The sequence below is a fragment of the Mucilaginibacter mali genome (assembly GCF_013283875.1).
GTDB classification, from domain to species: domain Bacteria; phylum Bacteroidota; class Bacteroidia; order Sphingobacteriales; family Sphingobacteriaceae; genus Mucilaginibacter; species Mucilaginibacter mali.
This window is the reverse complement of record NZ_CP054139.1, coordinates 3,235,748-3,255,212: the sequence shown is the minus strand read 5'-3', so window position 1 is coordinate 3,255,212 and position 19,465 is coordinate 3,235,748. Positions and strand designations below refer to the sequence as shown.

Sequence of the window (19,465 nt, the reverse complement as noted above, 5' to 3'; positions counted from 1 at the left end):
TATCAATAACAAAATATAAATGACCTATCAAAAAAAACAGCCGGTTTCACGCCGGTCTTTCCTGGCCACTGCCGGCATTGCCACGGCGGCGATGGCGCTCTATCCTAAAAATATGCTTTTCGCGAAAGCTATCGAGGCGCAGCCACCATCAGATGGCGCTATTACATTAGCCGGTAACTGGCGCTTTGCGCTTGACCGTACCGATGCCGGTGTAAAAGCCAATTGGTTCGCAAAAGTATTGAATACCGAGACTAACATCGCTTTACCCGGTATCCTGCAAACCCAGGGCTTTGGCGATGAGATAACCGCAGATACCAAATTTGTAGCCGCGCTTCCACGCGATATGCGCTGGTATCTGCTGCCGCAATACAAACCTTATACCGTGCCCGGCAACGTGCAGGTGCCTTACCTTTCGCAGCCTGTTCGCCACTACCTTGGTGTGGCCTGGTATCAGCGGGATATCGAGATCCCTGCCGGATGGGCAGGCAAGCGTGTGGAATTATTGTTGGAGCGCACCCGTTGGCAAACCGATATTTATGTGGGCGATAAACTGATAGGCAGCAACCGTTCGCTTGTAGCACCGCACGACTTCGACCTGGGCGTTCTGAAACCTAGAAAACACCTCCTGACGATCCGTATAGATAACAGCATGCTATCACCGACTTATCGTCCAGACGGGCATGCCGTATCAGACGGTGAAGGATCAACCTGGAACGGCATTGTTGGGCGGATCGAACTATTGGCAACATCACCGGTTTGGATAGCTGATGCGCAGGTATTTCCTAATCTTGCCGCAAAATCGGCACAGGTTCGCGTTTCGATAGGTAATACGACCGGTAAGGCCGGAACCGGAACTCTTTCCGCCGGCGGCGTATCCGTACCGGTTAAATGGGAGGAGGCCGGAGGCAAGGCAGTTATTGATGTGCCGATGCCTGACGCGCGTGCATGGTCGGAGTTTACGCCCGAATTGCAGCACATTTCTCTAAAGCTTAGCGGTGGACAAGCCGACCACGATAAGCAGGTTACCTTTGGTATGCGCGAGATCAAAACAGATGGAAACCGTATTTTACTAAATGGCGAACAGTTGCAACTGCGGGCCACGCACGATGGCGGCGGCTTCCCGCTCACCGGTTATCCGGCTACTGATGTGGCAACATGGAAAAAGATCATCGGCATTTGTAAAGCATGGGGGCTTAATGGTATGCGCTTTCACTCCTGGTGCCCGCCCGAAGCGGCATTTACAGCCAGCGACGAACTGGGCTTTTATTTACAGCCCGAATGCGGGATGTGGAATGCGTTTGATGCCGATGGCAAAATGCTTGCCGTTTTAAACGACGAAACAACGCGACTGCTGAAAGCCTATGGTAACCACCCTTCACTTCTGATGCTGGGCGCTACTAACGAGCCGGCAGGCAACTATGCTAAACAACTTCCCGGTTGGGAAAAGGCATGGAAAGAGGCTGATCCGCGCCGCCTTTATACCGATGGTACAGGCAGATGGGCGCCACCACCGGCCGGAGCAGGTACGCCTTTCGCGGCAGATTTTTTGGTTACCGGCAGCCCGGCACGTGGCCCGAGGGGGTGGTTTGGTTCTGACTACGAAGAAAGCCTGAACACTATCCGTCGCGGCGCGAACGTGCCATGCATCGGGCATGAAATTGGCCAATACTGCGCTTACCCGGATTTTGGCATCATCGAAAAATTTGCGGGCAAAGGCAAGTATGCGGCCTTCCCTGGTGGTATTGGTTGGGGCAAGGTGCCTTACATGCAGCCCGGTAACTATATTATTATGCGCGACAGCGCCCGTACACACGGCATCCTCGCGCAAAACAAGGCACTTGCCCACGCTTCGGGCAGGTTTCAGGTAGCCTGTTATAAAGAAGAGATAGAAGCGTTGCTGCGCACCAAATCTTACTCGGGATACGAGTTGCTGGATCTGCACGATTACCTTGGCCAGGGTGGTGCATTGATTGGCTTGCTTGATGCTTTTTGGGAAGAAAAGGGGTATGTTACTGCCAATGAATTCAAGCGATTTAATAACACTACCGTTCCATTGATACGGTTAAAGGAGCGCATTTTTACCACCGATCAAACATTGACGGCAAGCGCCGAGGTTGCGCATTATGGGCCTGCGCCGCTGAGTTCGGTAACACCAACCTGGCGGATATTGAATAGCGCTGGCAAAGCGTTGATGAACGGCAGCCTACCGACATCCAATATCGCAAGAGGCAGTGGCCAAAGTTTGGGAAATATCTCGGCTGATCTTTCTAAACTGCCTGCGCCCGCTTCCTACTCGCTTGTTTTAGACTTTCCCGGAACCGGTTTCAGTAACCAATGGACGTTTTGGCTTTACCCGGCAGGCAACAAGAGTGAAACCGCGCCTGATGTATTGGTATCAAGCTCGTGGGATGAGGCAAAGGCCCGCCTTGCAGCAGGAGGGAAGGTGTTATTCCTTTCCGGCACACCCGAGAAACCATCGAGCGATTTGGCTTTGACCACGTCGCCAATCTTCTGGAACCGCTTGATGAACCCGAACCGTACCTGGATGCTGGGTTTATTAAACGATTTCAAACACGGGGCGCTGGCCGGGTTCCCAACCGGAGATAACTGCGATTTTCAATGGGTAAACCTGCTGCCTAAGACAGTAGCGATGAATATGGAGGCCCTGTCTCCGGCGCTAAACTTTGTTGTACAGCCGATAGACGACTGGAACCGCAACCTTCGACTTTCGATGTTGTTTGAATGCCAGGTAGGAAACGGCAAACTGATGGTTACCTCGTTCGATCTTTCGGATAACGCAGCCGGGCAAAAGCCCGCCGCCGCCGCATTGCGGAAATCGGTAGTGAACTATATGGCTTCGGCGAAATTTAAACCCCAAAACAAGCTTGCGATGTCCGAACTGGAAGCCTGGATGCCTATCAGATATGTAGCCCCGGTTATCCTGAATTCGCCACCAGCTACAAGTGATGTTGCAGATCCGGGACAGGTGAAGCAGTAGATGCTGATGAAAGGCAACTGAAGATTAAATTGACACATTACTCCTCAATTATTGATCTCAATAGTTGAGGAGTTTTTGTATGTAAAGCAGCGATCTCGGCTAAGCCTGTATCCTTGCTTTATTATTTGCGCATCCTGGTTTTTCGCCAAATTAAAAACGACAGGATAAATAGCGTTACCCCGGCAAGGATGATATACAACACTAAATAAGAATGTGCCGGTTTTAAAGGCAGAACCGCATCGGCGCCCATCAACACCAGGCTATCCCAATAATAAGGCAGGTACATCGTGTCGGAGGTTTGTTGAGTGTTAAGCCAGTTCAATTTGGCATTGTGCAGCGCGGTGCCGGTGCTTTGGTTTTTAGCTAAACCGGCGTACATGCCTGCTGTTATGCCGGCCGCGGTTTGATCGTTTACATTCCAAAGGCTGGCTACGGTTGCCGGTGTACCAATGGCACTAAACCCGCGCGACAGGCTGATAATACCCTCGCCCTTAGCCAATAAGCCATCACCCGTGCGGCAGGCGCTGAGTACAACTAATTGCGGTTTGCTGCGCGAGGCAAGCAATTCAAACAGGAAAAGTTTCTCTTTACCCAGATCAAGCGTGGGCTCCTTATCAGCGCCTGATAAATAAGCATGTGTACTGATATGCAGTGCCGACGAGTTCCCGAAAGCATAGTGGAAGGCTTTAATATCTACGTCATCATTGTAAAGATAATTGCCCGCCACCAGTTGTTTAATGCTTGCTGCCTCTTGATTAACGGCCACTATCGGTTTATCATTGGCGCCATCATGTGTAATGAACAGTCCACTAAAACCATTGCCATTAAGTTTTTGCGCTTTGTTTTGGATAAGCGTATTCAACGAAAAAACGTAGGTTATAGTGGCTTTTTTAATTAAGTAAGGCCAGCGTGATATAGCCGGATCATATTTGTTATCGGTTATCAACCCATCAAAAGAGAGATAGCCTATAACATCATCCGGGATGATAAGCAAATGCTCTCCCGTTTTAACACTGCCTAACAGATCCCAATAGATATTGTATGATAATTGAAAGAATTGTTTAGGTGAATTAAGCATGGCAGCAGGGCCGTTACGGTAATAGGTACCCACCATGCGATCAATATCATTCTTCAATGCATGGGCATTGCTATTACGCCTAACATATATGTTACCATGGTAAATATTGATGGCATACGCCATATAGTTACCCACAAAATATTCTACAACATGCAGGCTATCGGGTATATGCGGCAACAACGCTTTGGCCGATATGGGTGCTACAGTATTTTGCCGGCGGTCGTTCTTATTTAACAATGCCAGTTCAAATTTCAGCGTGGCTATCTTTTTTTCGTAACCGGTCTTATCTTTTTCGGTCATGGCCATTTTTTGATCATAGATGATCGCTCGTTCAAGGTAAAGGCGGCGGGTTGCGACTGTGTCTTTACCTCGACCTTGCATTTGCCTGCTATTTTTCCTGATCTGATCGGCAAGGGTGCGGGCCTTGCTTTGTTCGCAAATTTCTAACATGAGGTTGGCATACCGCTGATCGCCCGATGGATGATAGTAATTATAAGCTATTGCCAGCGTAGTCTCTACCAGTTCGCGGCTTTCTTGTTGCAGGCGTTCTTTGGTCTTATCGTCGGCAAATTCGGTTCGGATCTTATCGGTGGCCAATAGCGCGTACCGCAGGTTATCGAGGGCGCGCCCATCCCTGCCCAGCAATAGGTAGGTAAGCGCCTTCTCGCGGAAGATATCCACCAGGTTATTCTCGCCATAAATATCGGTTGCTTGCACTTTATCATTTACGGTGTTTATCCGCAGCACCCGTAACGCTCCGTTCAGTATATCCAGCGCTTGTTGGGGATGCTTGCGCAGACGCTCTATCTTGCCTAATTGCGCCATCAGGTTGGCCTTTTCGCGTTGCCGGCTATCGGGGAAATAGGTTTTAATAAGTGTTAAAGCCTTGTCAAAATACTGTTGTGCTTCGTCAAGCCGGTTTACTTTCAAGTTGATATTTCCCAGTGTGGTATAGGCGCCGATTAGCATGCCGGCGTTATCGGCATTGGCGTTTTTTTGCGACGCGATGTTTTGCTTTAACAAGGCTGCCGAGTTTACGTAATCGCCTTTATCGTATAAAATATCGGCCTGCATATTTTGCAACCTGAAGCGCACGGCCGGGCTTTTTGCCAATTGCTGCCCTTTGGCCACACAATCTTCGGCCAATGTCCTATTCCCCATCGAATAATAGGAGATAGCCATATTGTTGTAAACTGATGCCGCGTTATCGGCATCGTCCAGTTGGATCAGTTTATCAATAGCTTTTTGTTGTATGAAGATGCCCCGCTCATAATCGCCAAGGCGGGTGTAGTTGTTGCTGAGCGGTTTAAAAATATACTCCACCGCATCAAACTGGGCCAGTTTGTATTTATAGTAATAGGCGTAGGCTTGTTCGTAGCAGTTAATAGAGCTAAGGATATCGCCTGCCTGTAACTGATCATAGCCCTGGCTGCTGATGAGCGTTAAGACGGCAAAACGCTCATCATCGTTAGCGGGCTGCCGCCACATTTGCTTTTGGGTCTCCATCAGGAAGGACAATGCCTGCGGATGGTTATTGGTGAAGTCGATACGGGTGTACAGCCATTCAGTGAGATTATTCTGCTTTTTCAGGCCGTCGAGCTGTTGTTGGGTCGCGGCGTCCTGCGCATAGGATATTAACCCGCAAAAAAGCAGGCAGCATAAAGTATAAATGCGTTTGGCGGGCAGGAACATAAGGCTGATGTTCCTGCTAAAATAGTAATAATTAAAACTTCCATGTCACATAAGTGCTTGTTCGCGACAGGTTGGACTTCGTATCATAAAAATACCTTATCCCCAGCGATGGCCCCACCCGCACCCGGCCTACCACCACATCGGCAAACAAGGATGCCCGCGCATCGGAGAACGCGTTTCTAATATTGCTGGCCAGGGCTTCTACATTGGTATTGGCTACACCGTTTACGCCCGTTAGCGCGTAGTTGATATTATTTTTAAAGGTATTATTCAGATCGACCGATACCAACGCCCCCACGCCGCCGCCTACCCAGGCGTTAAAATTATAGCGCAGGGATACCGGCACCAAATTAAGTGTGGTTACCTTGGTTGACGTGGTTTGGCTGCGGTTGCTGATCACATACCTGTCCTTACCAATCACTGTATCCTTATTAGCAGTAATCGAGCGGGTTTGTGTGGCTGACTGGAAATCCGTCAGGTAAACCTCGGCCTGCAAAAACTGGCGGTATGGCGAATAGGGCGCAATGCTGGCCCCAAGTGTAATATTCTTCTGGGTGATAAATTGCGAATTATCGCTTTTAAACGGAAAGCCGAACCCGGCGATGATGGCCGGCGATAAGCCCATTTTAAACCGGCCGGCCGCGCGGTTGGTGTACACCGGCTCGTTTTTGTCAAACACAATGGCCGCGCCGGTATAAATAGGCAGCTTGGCGGGCTTCTCCTTAAACCGGATCTTGTATTCCACAAAACCCTGGGTAGAATCAACATCGTGCACACCTTCCTGCTGGCTGCCGGGCAGATAAATGTTATTGAAGATGAAGTGCACACTATCGGTACCTGTTACCGTGGTTAAATGACTTTGATTGGCGTAGCCGGCATCACCCACCTGCACCTCGGGCTTGGTTTTGCTTACGCTGATGGTGGCTGGATCGAAAACAGGGGAGAGGCTAACGCCTACGTCTATCTTTTTAGCGGGGCCTTTACCGTTATTCTGGAAGCGCACCTTATAGGTCAGCTCGCGGTTTTTGCCGGTAAGGCGATAGTTCATACGCGTTTTTTTGATGGACATTTTATTGGGATCATGCGAGGCGACGATCTGTAGTTCCATATTAAATAGCTCCTTATCAACCGATGGGTCATCGGGTAGGAAAACGCCGGTCAACCGCACAGTGGCGTTGGTGTCTTTGATCATTTCGGGCGTGGTTTTAAAATGCAAAAACACAAAGTTCTCGCTGCCCGATTTCAAGTTTTCGAAGTGCCAGGCCTGGCTGCTTTTAAAATTGGCCAGCTGATCTTTGATCACCAAAGCCTCTTTAGCTAATATTTCCTCCACTTGCGCGCTGCTGAGGCCCGGCTCGGCCGAGGCGTAATAGGTTTGCTGTTTGGCCTTCGCGCTGCTATTCATCGCCAATGGTCCGTTGCCGCGCAGATCGGCTTTACTTTCGTTATGATACACGCGCGATTCGGCCAGGTCGAAGTTGTTGTTGCTAAACTCCTTATCGTTATATAAAATGGCGATGGTGCCGCTGATATTGGCCTTCAGGTTTTCGGTTTTGTTGCGATAGCCCATGATCAGGATCATATCGTCGCCAGGTTTGGGCATGCAATTGTTTTTCAACGCTACGCTACCACCCAGTTTAAAAAATCCCGGCACGGGTGCAGCGGCCATCATTGGCTTGCCCGATTTTACCACGATGGGCTTTGGACGGGTGGGCGGGCGCTTGCCATCATCGTAATTATTGGTAGCGAACAGGCGCACGTTGAATTTTCCCGTATCGGCATATAAGTGCAGCGGATCTTTCTCAAAACTGAATGTACCATCGCCAAATTCCCACAGGTAAGTGTAAAAAGGAGCAGGCGCGCCTGCTATGGCCCGCAGATCGCGCAGTTGCGGTGTGAATTTAACGGAGTTGCCATCGATGGTATGGTTGATGATAGCCGGAATTGTATCAGCCGGCACAATGGCCGGTTTTACCTGTGCAAATAATTTTGAGGCGCCGCAAATGAGGGCGAACAATAAGATCTTTTTCATGTGGGCAGGCAATTGGTAGTGAGTTTGGGTAAGCTTCACAGGCCTCACCCCAACCCCTCTCCAGGGGAGAGGGGCTTTATAGTTTTCACCCTCTCCTTTGGAGAGGGCAGGGTGAGGCTTTTGTACCTCATCCCAAACTCAATGATAAATATATAGTATAAAAGCATTTACGCCAAATAGCGATGGGCTTTAAAACCCATCGCTATGAATTATAGAACTGATTTTGGGATATTAATAGTTATCCAGCCCGCTAATGGCTGCCTGTACGGCGGCTTCGGTAGTTTCGGCCAGGGTTAGGCTCAGGTGCTGATCGGCTACGATGGTTGTTTCCTGTTCGGCATAGTAGTATTTACCGTCTTTGATAGAGAAGCTCAGCATTTTGCCCTGTACACCTACCGGCATTACGTTATCGTAGCTTTTTACACCGTTAGGGCCGGTGGTAGTATAAAGCTGGGCACATACGTTGCTGCCTTTAGCGCAGAAGTAAACATAGGTTTCGCCGCTGTAAGAGTGGAACGATGACAGGGTGCCGGGGTTGTTGATCAGATCTACAAATACGGTTGTTTTGGGATTACTGTAGCTGTAGAACACGTCGGTATTGATCCAGCCGGTGGTGCCAAAGTCGAACACGAATTCGTTATTGGTAGGGCCAACTTCCTTCACACCGTTCTGTCCGTTGGCGCCGGCGCGTGGTGCTGCCCAGGCCATTTGTGCTGCCGCGCCGGGTTGCAGGGCCGCGCCTGTTTGATCCACACCTTCCCACAATTGTGTAGCGCCCGACATTTTAGCCGGGATAGCCACCTTCATGGGTACGGCCAGGTTATGATCTACACTTACGCCGTTGGCCTTAATATCTACATAAATAAAACCGTTTGAGGCTAAAGGCGCGCCGCTGATGTGGTTGGTATTGCTACCGTTAAATAATACATCGCTGCGTTTTAAAACTTCTATTACGCTAACGGTTACGTTACCCGTTACCGGCGCGCCGCCTATGGTTAATGAACCTGCAGGGAAGTTGATGCGGGTACCGCCTGCAAATGTTACCGATTGAGGCAATGACGAAGCGTTGATGGTTTTGCTTTGCATTTTAGGGGCGTTGCTGGCCACAAATTCCTGGGCGTTGGCATCGGGGTTGATAATTACTGAGCCATTTCTGTCTTTACGGCAAGCTGCTACTGATAATGCTAAGATGGCTGCTACTGCTAACTGGGTTAAATTGAACTTTTTCATGATTTCTGTTTTTTAATATTTTTTATCGCTTACTCTGTTTTGGCTTTTCTGCGTCCGCCGTTTTTATCGTTGTTTGTAGCTATATCAGCGGCAGCGAAAATTTGTTACCCCCTTTTTTGAATTTTTTTTAAAAATATTTTTTGATGCAGATCTTACCTCTTTAAAGGGTAATAGACCAGCTTAAGGACAGCGTACATGCCGCCCCGATGGGACTCGGTTATGCACACTATATTATTCTACCAACATATCGCACCTACGGCGCTACGCTGCGCGTTAAAATCCCGGAGGGATGACCCGTTGGTAGGGTTTTGCTAACAAATAAAAGAGCTCCGCAGGTGCGGCCTGTTTTGCTGCCTTTAACTAAGTTATTGCTCTTTAAAGCCTATAACTTTGCCGTTCCAGTCCATTTCGAGCATGCGGACGCTATCATATATGTGCGTTTCTACAAATCCATCCCTAACTCCACCCTTTATCCACCCTAAAAAATTCTTTCCATTTTCAGGTATTTCAAAACTTTACCGGAAATTTAGAAAACATGAAAAAGCTATTATTTTTATTGCTTGCCCTTGTGGCAGTAGGCGCGAAGGCGCAGGGACTAAAGGGTACCATCGACCTGAAGGACAGTGTAATTAACCGCAGTATCCCGTTCGAAGTAGCTGCCGGGGCTAAAAATTTGAAGTACGCGGTTAGAGCAGACCTCACCAACGGTGAAGCGACCTTAACATTCACCGACCCTAAGGGTAAGAAAGCCGGCGGCTTTACTTTAAGCAGTAAAACAAAGGGTGGGGGAAGCGAGCGGTCAAAAGTAGAATCATCGGAAAGCACCAGCACCCCGGTAGCAGGTACCTGGAACCTGGCCATAAAAACTGAAAAAGCAACAGGCAGAATTACGTATGATATTGAGGTGATCAAACCGTGAAACGATATCTAACCATTATATGCATATCGCTGCTGATGCCGGTATTAAGTTACGGTCAGCAGGCCCGCCTGGTGGGCAAGGTAAGCCTTGATGGGGTTTGGGCGCGCAAGGTTTATATTTCGCGCCTGCCCCGTTTTGATGATATGTTTACCGCGTCGAGGGCGCTGATCGTTTCGGAGGGCGATATAGATACTGCCGGGAATTTTTCTGTAAGCTTCCCGGCCGATGCCACCGATGCTTTATACCGGCTGCATTTTATCCGGCAGGGAGATCCGGTATCAACCCTGCTGATAGGCAGTAACGATGTGAACCACGTTTTTTTTATCGCGAGGCAGGCATACCAGATCCATTTTACAAAAAAAGCTGGCAAGCCAATAAATCAATCGGATATCAGCGGCAGTAAGGCTAATGCCGAACTGAACGCCTTATTAAAGCTGGCCGCTAACGACACTACCGGTAACAATGCCTTTATAACGGTAGCCGCCAAATCAACTTCGCAATTGGTGGGTTTGCTGGCTATTAGCCATACAACCCGGCAAACCGACCGGCAGCGGAAGGATCTGCAGGATATATTAAGTCGGTACGATACACACAATGCTTATGGGGCCGCTATTTTTAAAGACTACCGGAAAGAAAATCATTGGGCGCTTTATTTGATAGCAGAGGGGCTGCTTATTGCCGGGTCGCTGTTATATGGTTTGCGCTTTTACAAAAGGCAAGCCTTACTGAAGGTGTGGCGCGAACTAAGTCAGCGGGAAAAGGATATCGCCGGGCTTATTTTATCGGGCAAACCTAATAAGGAAGTAGCCATGGCATTAAACATAGAACTAAGCACTGTTAAAACGCATGTAAATAATATCTACGCCAAACTCAAGGTCTCGGGCCGTAAAGATCTTGACCGTTATAAAGATATGCTGAAAAAGTAATTACCATTTTACAACCAAACTGTCCGGTTCCTTAATAAATATTATATTTAGTCCGAAAAACCATATACACCGTCTACACAACCTATGGCAGCACCGCATCCGGACCAGCGTTATGTTACAGCTTTGCTTAACAATGATGCCGCTTTGATTGATGAGGTATATAAAAGCTGCGCACGGCAGGTGAGATCATACATCTGCTTTAATAATGGCACCGAAGATGATGCCGCCGATATTTTCCAGGAAGCTTTAATAGATATTTATCACCAGGCAAAAAACAAGGGCTTGCAACTTTCCTGTCCGTTTAACGCCTTTTTGTTTTTGGTATGCAAACGCAAATGGCTGAACGAATTGAAAAAAAGATCGGTTATACCGGTAACAAATAGCACCGACGATTTATTACATGCCAGCGAGGATACTTTTGCCCAGGCCGATGAAATGGAAGCGCAGAACGAGCAGAATAGCAAGTTCATGGCCGCTTTTGAAAAATTAGGCGACCGGTGTAAGGAAATTATCCAGTGGAGCATGCAGGGCGAGGCGCAGGAAAAGGTGGCTGAAGCAATGGGTGTTACCTATGGGTACCTGCGCAAAAAGAAATCAGAGTGTATGGCATCATTAATTAAACTGGTACAACAATAACGGCATATGGCAATGGAAAACGACAGCATTCTACAGGCTTCCCGTTATGCAGATGGGGAGATGGAACCGCATGAGCAAAGGGAATTTGAACTGCTGATGCAGGGCGATGCCCAACTACGCGATTATGTGGAGCAGTATCAGCAGGCAACGGTGGCGCTGCAAACCCATTTTTCTGCTGATGAAAACCTTGATGGGCTAAAACAAACTTTAGGTAACTTAAATAGTCAATATTTTAACCCCGAAGCTGCAATAGTTGAGATGAGGCCAACTGCTAAGGTTGTTTCGTTTAAAACTTATGCCCGCTGGATATCAGGCGTGGCCGCTGTACTCATTATCGGCCTATTCATATTTAACCCATGGCGTAAAAGTTTATTCGAGCAGTATAATACAGCCACAACTATGTCGGTAGCCGAACGCGGAGAGGGTACCCAAACTAACTTAGAAAAAGCCGCGGTTTATTATAACAAAAAAGAATTTACCAACGCCGGGAACCTGCTGGCCAAAGAATATGCTGCCGATACCACAAAAAGCCTGGTCGCCTATTACTACGCTATCACCCTGATACAAAATAAGCAAGAGGCTAAGGCGAGATCCATTCTGCAATCCATATACAATGGCATTTCCGCATTTAAGTATGATGCCGCTTATTACATGGCTTTAAGTTATGTGAAGCAAAAGAATAACGCATTGGCAAAACAATGGTTAAAACTGGTGCCGGTGGGGACGGCTAACTACAAAAAAGCCAGTGAGCTTCTTACAAAACTATAGTTGTTCGTCACCGTTCCGGATCCTTAAATTACGATATACTCCTGTTGTGATGAGCAGCGGCATATCTGAGGAATAGCACATCCTGAACATTTGTCGCTATAAAAAGCTTAAAATATCGCATCGCTGCCAGATGTTTTTATCGAGTTTAGCTTAAAAAACGATCTCATGTCAACTGTTACCCAAACGCTTGAAATCTATCTTATAAAGCTGAGGCCCTATGGCCTGATCGCCGGATTGCTGCTTGTGTCGCTATGCTGTATTCAATGGATAAATAAAAACAAATTGCCGGTGCCTGCTCATAAAATTGCGCAGGAAAAAGGCTTGAAGGATTATTACAAAAAATACTTCCCCATTGGCGTAGCTGTAAATATGAGGGCCATACAAGGGCCGGAAGCCGATCTGATTGAAAAGGAGTTTAACAGCGTTACCCCCGAGAATGACATGAAGATGGGGTCGATCCATCCCGAAGAGAACAGGTATAACTGGACGAATGCTGATGCCATTGTTGATTTTGCCACCAAACACAACATCAGGATACGCGGGCATAACCTTTTGTGGCATACACAGGCCCCGGGCTGGATGTTTAAGGATAGTGTAGGCAACCCTGTTAGTAAAGCTGTTCTGCTGGCCCGGTTAAAGGCGCATATCACTACTGTCGTTAATCGTTATAAAGGCAAAATATATGCATGGGATGTGGTAAACGAAGCTATTGATGACACCCCGGCCAATTACCTGCGCAACACCCGATGGTATAAAATATGCGGCGATGAATTTATCGCCAAAGCTTTTGAATATGCCCACGCCGCCGATCCTAAAGCCGAATTGTTTTATAACGATTACAACAGCGAAGATGAATCCAAGCGCGAAAAGATCTACCGGCTATTGAAAAGTCTTAAAGACGCGGGCGTACCGATTACCGGTGTTGGCATGCAGGGCCACTGGAAATTAAGCGACCCATCGCCGGAGATGATCAGGAAGGCGATAGAGCGTTATGCTTCCCTGGGATTAAAGATCCAGATCACCGAATTGGATATCACCGTAAGGGAGCGTAACGCACAGCGTAGCGCAAATACCCCCCTGCCGGTAGATTCAGGCCTAACGCCAACACTGGCGCAAAGGCAAGCCGACCGGTATAGGGAGATATTCGAGATCTTCAGGCAGTATAAAAAGGTGATCACCGGCGTAACCTTTTGGAATGTATCCGATAGATACAGCTGGCTGGATATGCGCGGCGGCGGCCTGGCCGGCGGCGCGGCGGCAAGTGAAGCCACAACACGGATGGTGCGAAAGGCTTATCCCTTGTTGTTTGATGAAAACCTGCAGCGTAAGAAAGCGTATTGGTCGGTGGTTGATTTTTGAGGGTACCTTACTGACAGCTTAAAACACAACCGTGTGCCATACAACCAACAGTTTGTCATTTCGATAGAGTGGGGGAGGAAGAAGCGGAGTGGCGAAAGAGAAATTTTATACGGCATGCTTGTCGCACGTATAAGATTTCTCTTTTGCGCCCCCGCACACAAACCGTTCCAAGCTCTATCTATGACAAGTTAATTTACGATAGTTGGCTCCAATTACTTCGACGCTTTACCAAACGGATCGATCAGTTGGATGGAGCCATCGGTATTGTGGGTTAGCGTAGTTACCTTGATATTACGTAGGTGTGTTTTGCCGGATAGCTCAGTATCGTGATAGAAGATATACCATTTGCCCTTTACTTCAATAATGGAGTGGTGGGTGGTCCAGCCTTGTACCGGCTTCATAAATACGCCCTTGTAGGTAAATGGCCCGGTCGGTTTATCGCCGATGGCGTAGCATAAAAAGTGGGTGTTGCCGGTAGAATAGGTGAAGTAATACTTACCGTTATACTTATGCATCCACGAACCTTCGAAGAAGCGGCGGGTGCTGTCCTTTGTTAACAAGGGCTTGCCCAGGCTGTCTATAATAACCGCGTCGGCTACCGGGCCGTCAAATTGCTTCATATCGGCAGTTAGTTTGGCCACTTTGCAGGAGATAGCCGGCGCATCGGGTTGCTTCGAATCGGTTTTTGATTCGTTGGCGTATTTGCCATTTATCCAGCGTTGTAGTTGCCCGCCCCAAATGCCGCCGAAGTACATATAGCTTGTGCCATCGGTATCGGTAAAGACGGCGGGGTCTATGCTGTAACTGCCGGTTATAGGCTGGGCTTCGGCTTTAAAAGGGCCGGCCGGATCCTTAGCTGTGGCCACGCCGATATGGAAAATGTCTTTTTTATCCTTTACCGGGAAGTACAGGTAATACGTGCCATTTTTATATGCCGCGTCGGGTGCCCAAAGCTGGCGGCCGGCCCATGGGATATCCTTAATATTCAAACCCACACCATGGTCGGTCACCTTGCCGCCAATGCTGTCCATCGATAGGATATGATAATCGCGCATGGCAAAATGGTCGCCGTTATCGTTTTCGGCAATACCGGCATCAATATCATGCGAGGGGTAGATATAGATCTTATTATTGAACACATGGGCCGATGGATCGGCGGTGTAAATCTCTTTAATGAGCGGTTCAGACAGGTAGGTTGTTTTTTTAGCAGCGGTATCTGTCGCCGCCGTTTTGGCCGTTGGCGAACTGCATGAAGCTAAGGCCATGGCTACCACAGCTGTTGGCCACAGCAGGCTTTTGGATGAGTTAAACTTGATCATGATCTGTAATTGGTTGTTTTAAGGGTTGAGATATTGGTTAATTGCTGCCGCCTGTGCCCGGTACAAAGTTGAACCGCTGATCTTTATAATATTGCAGGGGATGCAGCGGCCTTGGATACTTAGCGGGTATGGGCATATTAGAAAAGGTTTGAAAGTATTGCACACAGGCATCCCGCCAGCGGGTGGCTTCGTTTAGCTGTATATTCATCAGTTGCTGCACTTCGGTAAAGCGTTCCGAATCTACATAAGTACCCATGCGGTTCCATATTTGTTGCATCGCCCTTACCGAATCTACACCGCGGTAATAATGATCCACCAATTCGTTCCACAACGTTTCGCCCGAGCGCATTTTATAATTCCAGGGTAGGTGATGAAACCAAAGCAGGTAGATATCAGGGCAGGCTGCGAGGTTATTAAACGCATCGCGCACCTGTGGGGCGTACTGGCCTACGGCATTGCTGCCTTGTGTAGTACGGTCGAAACCGATACCGTTCGCATCGGCCTTGTGATAATAAATCGGGTTCCAGTCGGCGCGGCTTAGGTTATTGTCCCAGGGGCCCGGACCGTAATGACCGGTTGCCGCCATAATGTGGTGCAACCCCAGCGGTGTCATATAATTCACCGTGTTCTCGCGCGATTGCAGCATGAACTTCTTTACATCGGCCACAAATGTTTGGCTGTTGCTAAAGGTCATCCGCAGCCAATCGTCGGCAATGGCGGTTGAAGTTTGTGCCGGGTTCCAGGCCAGGCGACCAAAGGCATACCAGTTAGCCTGCGCAAAGGGGTGCCCGCACCAGTTCATATCGGTGCCAATATTGGCCACCCCGGCTATTCCGGTTATCAAATCAGGGTTCATTTTTCCGGTCAGCACCTTGACTACGGTCGACCCTTTACCGGCTGAATAAGTATCCGCGTCGAGGCATTCCTTTACCAGCGGCGCCTCGTAAACCAAATGGGTGGAGAAGCCCAGGTACTCCTGCGTGATCTGTAACTCCAGCATTAGCGCGGTTTTAGGCATGGCGCCAAACAGCGGGTGGAACGGCTCGCGTGGCTGAAAATCGATAGCGCCATTTTTAACCTGTATAATTACGTTACTCCTGAATTGCCCGTCGAGTGGTTTAAACTCGTTATAGGCTTGTTTGGCGCGGTCGTCGGGCACATTATTGTCGTACACAAAGGCGCGCCACATTACAATGCCATGGTGGGGCGCTACGGCATCGGCCAGCATGTTGGCGCCATCGGCATGGTTGCGGCCATAGCTTTGCGGCCCGGGCTGCCCCTCAGAATTAGCTTTTACCAAAAATCCACCAAAATCGGGGATCAACCGATAGATCTCATCGGCCTTATCGGCCCACCATTTTTTAACTGTGGGGTCTAAGGGATCGGCTGTTTTTAAGCCACCTATTTCTATTGGTGCACTAAATCTTGCCGAAAGGTACACCCTTATGCCATAGGGGCGTAATGCATTGGCGATAGCAGCAGCTTTTACCAGGTATTGGTTGGTTAACGACAGCGCGTTGGCGTTTACGTTATTCAGCACCGTACCGTTAATACCGATAGAGGCATTAGCCCGGGCATAGTCGAGATACCGTGGGTCGATAAACTCTGGCAGTTTATGCCAGTTCCAGATGGAGAAGCCGGCGTAGCCGCGCTCCACAGTGCGGTTTAAATTATCCCAATGATCCAATATGCGATAAGTAACCGATGGCTGATCGGCCGTGTTGAGGTGATCTATAGGCTTATTGGTTTGCAAAAGCCGCAGGAGGTTGAAAACACCATACAACACGCCCTTATCAGTATTGGCACCGATAACCAGGCAGTTTTTGCCGCCAGTTGCTACCGATCTGATAAAATAGCCATCGGTACCCAATCCGTTTAAAACGGTTTTAAATTGCGCGCCGGCAACTAAGCTATTGTTTTGCGGCATACCGATGACGAGTGCATTACCCGTTGCTGTTTTTACCTCTGCCGGTTGATGTTGCAATAAGCCTTTTAAGCCTGAACGCAATTCTTTTTTGGCTGCATCCAACACGGGGTTGCGCGCCGGGAAAACCAGTTGCGAAATCGCTGAGCGGTAACTTTGAGCGAGGCTTTTATTGCTAATGGCATCATACCTTAGCCAAAGGCGGTACCCGTCTTCGGCATGCGCGGCGGAAATGCCTGTTAATATGAATAGTAACAGTATGCCTTTCAGCCGGTAATTATTTAGCTTAATGCTCATCATTGTAATGTTTATGTGTTTGAAAATTGCTTGATATTTAGCCGGTGGGTTCAGCAGCCGGTAGTTAAAGGTATTTCAAAACACATCGTAATAAGTATCAAAATCTATTTTAAACCGTAATATTATCTTCCAAACAACTTCAGATCGACCGCATCGCCCATCATTTTATAGCCCAACTGGTTAGGGTGCAGGTAATCGTTAGCACCGGCCTGGGCTTCGGGTAGTAAAGTGTCTGTGGTGTTCGGATCACGCAGCACTTTGTCGAAATCGATCACCGCGTCAAACTTTCCGCTGGTACGTATCCAGTCATTAATGGTATTGCGGGCCGACTCACGGTATGGCCGGTAATAATTGCTCTTTTTAAACGGCGTGATGGTAGCCCCGTATACCTTTATGCCCTTTGCATGCGCGTCGGTTATCATTTTGGTATAAGCGGTAATAATGTTTTGGGCCACGGATACAGCAGCGACGCTATCGGGCGTGCCACCCAGATCGTTCACCCCCTCAAAAATGATGAGCCATTTTACGCCGCTTTGTTTAAGCACATCGTGCTCAAACCGGTTAAGCGCGGTAGGACCGAGGCCACCCTTCAGTATCGCGTTGCCGCCGATGCCCATATTTAAAACGCCTGTTTGTTTGGTGCTGTTGTTCGCCAGTAAGTTAGTGGCCAAATTATCTGGCCAACGGTCCTGCTGATTGGTGCCCGAACCACGCCCGTCCGTAATAGAATCGCCCAAAACTACTACCGCACCCGGCGATTTGGGCGCATCCACATCTATCCCGGTGATCACATACCAATGATCGGCTTTGACGGCGTCGGTAAAATCGGTACCGGATGATCTGTGTTGGCCCGCTAAAAGATAAGAGGTAGTTCGGGAACCGGGATGCCCCGTTATGGATGATGGAACATCGCCAAAAACAATAGTTATAGCCAACTGCATTCTCGGCTTCAGATCAAATAATATCGCATCCGAAAATAATTCTGTACCGGCAGTAAGGGTTACGCCAGTTTTGTTGTGAAACTTTAAAATCTTTAATGTAGAAGGATCTATAATCCCGTTGCCCTTTGAAACCGCTATCTGCACCGTTTTGAGCGTAAGCGGGCTATTGCCAAACTCGTTTGAAAGCTTCAAGCGCAGCCGCTTGCCACCAATGGATACACACACTACCTGCCTTAAGGTATTATTGCTTAGCCCCGGCGCTGGTGGCATATTATTAGGCTCCGCCAGTTGCCGTGCGGTGCCCCAGGTGCCTACCCATTTGTGATGAGGTATTGGTTTTATGGCGGCAAAAATGCCCGAAGAGGCCAGCAGTAACACAGTAAATAGCCCGAAGTGCAGCCAATATCTACGCATGTTTCTAAAGCGGCTCTTATCCGGCGGGTTTCCTTTTATATACATCTTATTTATAGCGGTTAAGGTTTAATTGGTTTTGATATTATTCGGTAACCGGGACTTTGTAGCCCAGCAATTCGAGCATTTTTATGCCGTAACGCTTGCCCAGCATCCGGTATCCCCCGGCAGTAAAATGCAGGTGGTCGGTGCCCGTAGGGCATCCTGCTGAGGAAATGACATAAGAGTTGGGGATGGTCTGCGGCAACTGGTTGATGATCCTGTTCATACTGGCGCAAATGCCGCCCTGATCGGCGTTTACCACTTCGCCCGCTATCAGGGGCACCTTTTTGGCTTTCAGGCCAAGGTCTTTTATTAATTTGGTATATACCTCCTGCACCTTTTTTGTCCAAAGGGTATCATTAGTGTTCGATTCGCCCTGGTGTAGCAGGATGCCCTTTATAACGCCTGATCTTTGGGCGATCTTTGCCATCTCTACCAACCGGGCATAAGGATTGCCGCCATATTCGGTCGCCGTATTTTTCATCCAGTCAGGCGCGGTTGAAAGGTAAGTTTGATAAGCGCCCTGCTGAAAGACTTCTATTTTGGCCCCCGCCACCGATACGTTGATGATGCCGATCCTGATCTTCTCCGGCAGGTGTTCAACCAGCGTCCGGCCAAAGTAATCGGCAGGGGTAATGCCTGTGTAGCAACGGCATAGGGGCGGGGCGGCGGTATACCAGTTGCCCTTTACACGGCCCAGGTTAGGGCAATCTACAGCTTCCAATACCTGCAGGCGCTTATTTACCACAGTATCCTGCGGCTCAAACCGGGCATTCCCCTCCATGTTCGATTGACCCAAACACAGAAAAATGTAGAATTTAGGATCCTGGGATACACCTTTTAGTGCGAGCAGCGTAAGCAGGGCAGTGCCGAGTATTTTTATCTTCATATAT

At 48.6% G+C, this 19,465-nt stretch carries 13 protein-coding genes; 6 read left to right on the top strand and 7 right to left on the bottom strand.

The window, feature by feature from the left end; genetic code table 11:
- Positions 1-19: 19 nt before the first annotated feature.
- Positions 20-2,998: a sugar-binding domain-containing protein gene (locus tag HQ865_RS13595; RefSeq protein ID WP_173417804.1), complete on the top strand. Its 2,979-nt coding sequence runs from the start codon at positions 20-22 to the stop codon at positions 2,996-2,998.
- Positions 2,999-3,119: 121 nt separating this feature from the next.
- Here the strand turns inward: HQ865_RS13595 and HQ865_RS13590 are convergent, their stop codons facing one another.
- The 3 genes from HQ865_RS13590 to HQ865_RS13580 form a co-directional block, all read right to left on the bottom strand.
- Positions 3,120-5,768 carry a CHAT domain-containing protein gene (locus tag HQ865_RS13590; RefSeq protein ID WP_173415413.1) on the bottom strand — a complete coding sequence of 883 codons (2,649 nt, stop codon included), beginning with the start codon at positions 5,766-5,768 and terminating at the stop codon, positions 3,120-3,122.
- A 31-nt stretch (positions 5,769-5,799) separates the two neighbouring features.
- A complete protein-coding gene (locus HQ865_RS13585) occupies positions 5,800-7,800 on the bottom strand; it encodes a PKD domain-containing protein (RefSeq protein ID WP_173415412.1) in 2,001 nt (666 codons plus the stop codon).
- A 231-nt stretch (positions 7,801-8,031) separates the two neighbouring features.
- A complete protein-coding gene (locus HQ865_RS13580; protein ID WP_173415411.1) occupies positions 8,032-9,030 on the bottom strand; it encodes a hypothetical protein in 999 nt (332 codons plus the stop codon).
- Positions 9,031-9,565: 535 nt separating this feature from the next.
- On the opposite strand from HQ865_RS13580, the gene HQ865_RS13575 reads away from it, so the two are divergent.
- The 5 genes from HQ865_RS13575 (at position 9,566) to HQ865_RS13555 (ending at position 13,638) form a co-directional block, all read left to right on the top strand.
- On the top strand, positions 9,566-9,949 hold the full coding sequence (locus HQ865_RS13575; RefSeq protein WP_173415410.1) for a hypothetical protein: 384 nt from the start codon (positions 9,566-9,568) through the stop codon (positions 9,947-9,949).
- On the top strand, positions 9,946-10,875 hold the full coding sequence (locus HQ865_RS13570) for a helix-turn-helix domain-containing protein (RefSeq protein WP_173415409.1): 930 nt from the start codon (positions 9,946-9,948) through the stop codon (positions 10,873-10,875). The genes HQ865_RS13575 and HQ865_RS13570 overlap by 4 nt, the downstream gene beginning before the upstream one ends.
- Positions 10,876-10,959: 84 nt before the next feature.
- Entirely contained in the window at positions 10,960-11,511 is a 552-nt protein-coding gene (locus HQ865_RS13565) for an RNA polymerase sigma factor (RefSeq protein ID WP_173415408.1), read from the top strand.
- A 12-nt stretch (positions 11,512-11,523) separates the two neighbouring features.
- A complete protein-coding gene (locus HQ865_RS13560; RefSeq protein WP_173415407.1) occupies positions 11,524-12,279 on the top strand; it encodes an anti-sigma factor in 756 nt (251 codons plus the stop codon).
- 165 nt (positions 12,280-12,444) lie between these two features.
- The gene (locus tag HQ865_RS13555) at positions 12,445-13,638 is read left to right on the top strand and encodes an endo-1,4-beta-xylanase (RefSeq protein WP_173415406.1); all 1,194 of its coding nucleotides are present in this window, start codon (positions 12,445-12,447) and stop codon (positions 13,636-13,638) included.
- 212 nt (positions 13,639-13,850) lie between these two features.
- On the opposite strand, the gene HQ865_RS13550 is transcribed toward HQ865_RS13555, so the two are convergent.
- The 4 genes from HQ865_RS13550 to HQ865_RS13535 form a co-directional block, all read right to left on the bottom strand.
- Entirely contained in the window at positions 13,851-14,957 is a 1,107-nt protein-coding gene (locus HQ865_RS13550) for a glycoside hydrolase family 43 protein (RefSeq protein ID WP_237073470.1), read from the bottom strand.
- A gap of 37 nt (positions 14,958-14,994) precedes the next feature.
- Positions 14,995-17,181, bottom strand: coding sequence for an alpha-glucuronidase family glycosyl hydrolase (locus HQ865_RS13545; RefSeq protein WP_237073469.1), 2,187 nt, complete (start codon positions 17,179-17,181; stop codon positions 14,995-14,997).
- A 119-nt stretch (positions 17,182-17,300) separates the two neighbouring features.
- Entirely contained in the window at positions 17,301-18,533 is a 1,233-nt protein-coding gene (locus tag HQ865_RS13540; protein ID WP_202020384.1) for an SGNH/GDSL hydrolase family protein, read from the bottom strand.
- Positions 18,534-18,615: 82 nt separating this feature from the next.
- Complete coding sequence (locus HQ865_RS13535; RefSeq protein WP_173415404.1) at positions 18,616-19,461, bottom strand: sialate O-acetylesterase; 846 nt, start codon at positions 19,459-19,461, stop codon at positions 18,616-18,618.
- Positions 19,462-19,465: the final 4 nt, after the last annotated feature.

Bases quoted from the DNA above. Each gene is read 5' to 3' on its own strand.
- HQ865_RS13535 (WP_173415404.1), bottom strand. From the start codon at position 19,461: ATGAAGATAAAAATACTCGGCACTGCCCTGCTTACGCTGCTCGCACTA.
- HQ865_RS13585 (WP_173415412.1), bottom strand. From the start codon at position 7,800: ATGAAAAAGATCTTATTGTTCGCCCTCATTTGCGGCGCCTCAAAATTA.
- HQ865_RS13560 (WP_173415407.1), top strand. From the start codon at position 11,524: ATGGAAAACGACAGCATTCTACAGGCTTCCCGTTATGCAGATGGGGAG.
- HQ865_RS13575 (WP_173415410.1), top strand. From the start codon at position 9,566: ATGAAAAAGCTATTATTTTTATTGCTTGCCCTTGTGGCAGTAGGCGCG.
- HQ865_RS13595 (WP_173417804.1), top strand. From the start codon at position 20: ATGACCTATCAAAAAAAACAGCCGGTTTCACGCCGGTCTTTCCTGGCC.
- HQ865_RS13545 (WP_237073469.1), bottom strand. From the start codon at position 17,181: ATGATGAGCATTAAGCTAAATAATTACCGGCTGAAAGGCATACTGTTA.
- HQ865_RS13555 (WP_173415406.1), top strand. From the start codon at position 12,445: ATGTCAACTGTTACCCAAACGCTTGAAATCTATCTTATAAAGCTGAGG.
- HQ865_RS13565 (WP_173415408.1), top strand. From the start codon at position 10,960: ATGGCAGCACCGCATCCGGACCAGCGTTATGTTACAGCTTTGCTTAAC.
- HQ865_RS13590 (WP_173415413.1), bottom strand. From the start codon at position 5,768: ATGTTCCTGCCCGCCAAACGCATTTATACTTTATGCTGCCTGCTTTTT.
- HQ865_RS13580 (WP_173415411.1), bottom strand. From the start codon at position 9,030: ATGAAAAAGTTCAATTTAACCCAGTTAGCAGTAGCAGCCATCTTAGCA.
- HQ865_RS13550 (WP_237073470.1), bottom strand. From the start codon at position 14,957: ATGATCAAGTTTAACTCATCCAAAAGCCTGCTGTGGCCAACAGCTGTG.
- HQ865_RS13540 (WP_202020384.1), bottom strand. From the start codon at position 18,533: ATGCGTAGATATTGGCTGCACTTCGGGCTATTTACTGTGTTACTGCTG.